Here is a 1,422-nt window from a genome sequence, read left to right as displayed (position 1 = left end):
CGGTCACGTCCACGGACGTGGTGTATGAATCGATCTTCGAGTGATCCTGTTTCTGCAGGTTAAGCGGTAAGTGTCTGCGGTAGTGGGTTCGGGACGGGTGTGTCGCCGGGGATCAGCCGGACGCGGGCTTTGGCGAGAACGTCCAGGCCCATGTAGCGGCGGGCTTCGGTCCATTCGTCGGTCTGCTCGGCCAGCACCGCGCCGACCAGGCGGATGATTGCGGTCCGGTCGGGGAAGATGCCGACCACGTCGGTGCGGCGGCGGATCTCCTTGTTCAGCCGTTCCTGCGGGTTGTTGGACCAGATCTGCCGCCAGGTCTCGCGTGGGAAGGCGGCGAAGGCGAGCAGGTCCTCGCGGGCGGCGTCCAGATGCTCGCAGGCGGCCGGATACTTGGCCTCCAGGGCGTCGATGACCCAGGCGTGCTGGCTGCGGACCTGCTCGGCGGTGGGCTGGTCGAAGATGGTGCGCACCAGGGTCGCGACCCACGGCTGGGCGCTCTTGGGCACGCAGGTGAGCAGATTACGCAGGTAGTGAGTGCGGCAGCGCTGCCAGGCCGCGCCCGGCAGGCTCGCCCCGATGGCCTCGGTGAGGCCGCGGTGGGCGTCGGAGACGACCAGCCGGACACCGGACAGGCCGCGGGCGACCAGGCCGCGCAGGAACGCCAGCCAGCCGGCGCCGTCTTCGGCGCTGGTGACGTCCAGGCCGAGGACCTCGCGCTGGCCGTTGGCGTTGACGCCGGTGGCGACCAGGCAGTGCACGTTGATCGTGCGGCCGCCCTCGCGCACCTTCTGCGTGAGCGCGTCGATCCAGACGAAGGTGTAGGGGCCGGCGTCCAGCGCCCGGGTGCGGAACGCCTCGACCTGCTCATCCAGCACCTTGGCCATCTGGCTGACCTGGCTCTTGGAGATGTGCTTGATGCCGAGCTGCTCGACCAGCTTGTCGACACGCCGGGTCGAGACGCCGAGCAGGTAGGACGTGGCGACGACGCTGATCAGCGCCTGCTCGGCCCGGCGGCGTCGTTCCAGCAGCCAGTCGGGGTAGTAGGAGCCCTGCCGGAGCTTGGGAATGGCGAGGTCGATGGTGCCAGCTCGGGTGTCCCACTCGCGTGTCCGGTAGCCGTTGCGGGAGTTGGTCCGCTCACTGCTGCGCTCGCCGTAGGCGGCCCCGCACAGGCTGTCGGCCTCGGCCGACATCAACGTCTCGGCCATGGTCTTCACCATGGATCGCAACATGTCCGAGTCTCCGGTCTCGATCTGCTTCGCCAGCCACTGCGCGGGCGTCACACTGTTGTCTGCGGCCATCGTCTGGTTCCCTTCGATCTTGATCTAGCTACTCGAAGGATCACTCGATGGCCGTCTTCATTTCACGACGCCACACCTGCTGACCAGGTCAAACTCGTACACCACTTCCGCGGACGCAACC

Annotated in this window: 1 protein-coding gene; it reads right to left on the bottom strand. The window is 67.6% G+C overall.

Features of this window, described 5'->3' with window-relative positions; genetic code table 11:
* Nucleotides 1–59: 59 nt before the first annotated feature.
* The gene (locus AB0J69_RS61700; protein ID WP_364138696.1) at nt 60–1,301 is read right to left on the bottom strand and encodes an IS256 family transposase; all 1,242 of its coding nucleotides are present in this window, start codon (nt 1,299–1,301) and stop codon (nt 60–62) included.
* Nucleotides 1,302–1,422: the final 121 nt, after the last annotated feature.

Origin of the sequence: Nonomuraea sp. NPDC049709 (genome assembly GCF_040674815.1) — a bacterium.
Taxonomy (GTDB): Bacteria; Actinomycetota; Actinomycetes; order Streptosporangiales; family Streptosporangiaceae; genus Nonomuraea.
The sequence above is the reverse complement of the archived record's forward strand: the minus strand, read 5'-3'. Positions and strand labels throughout refer to the sequence as shown.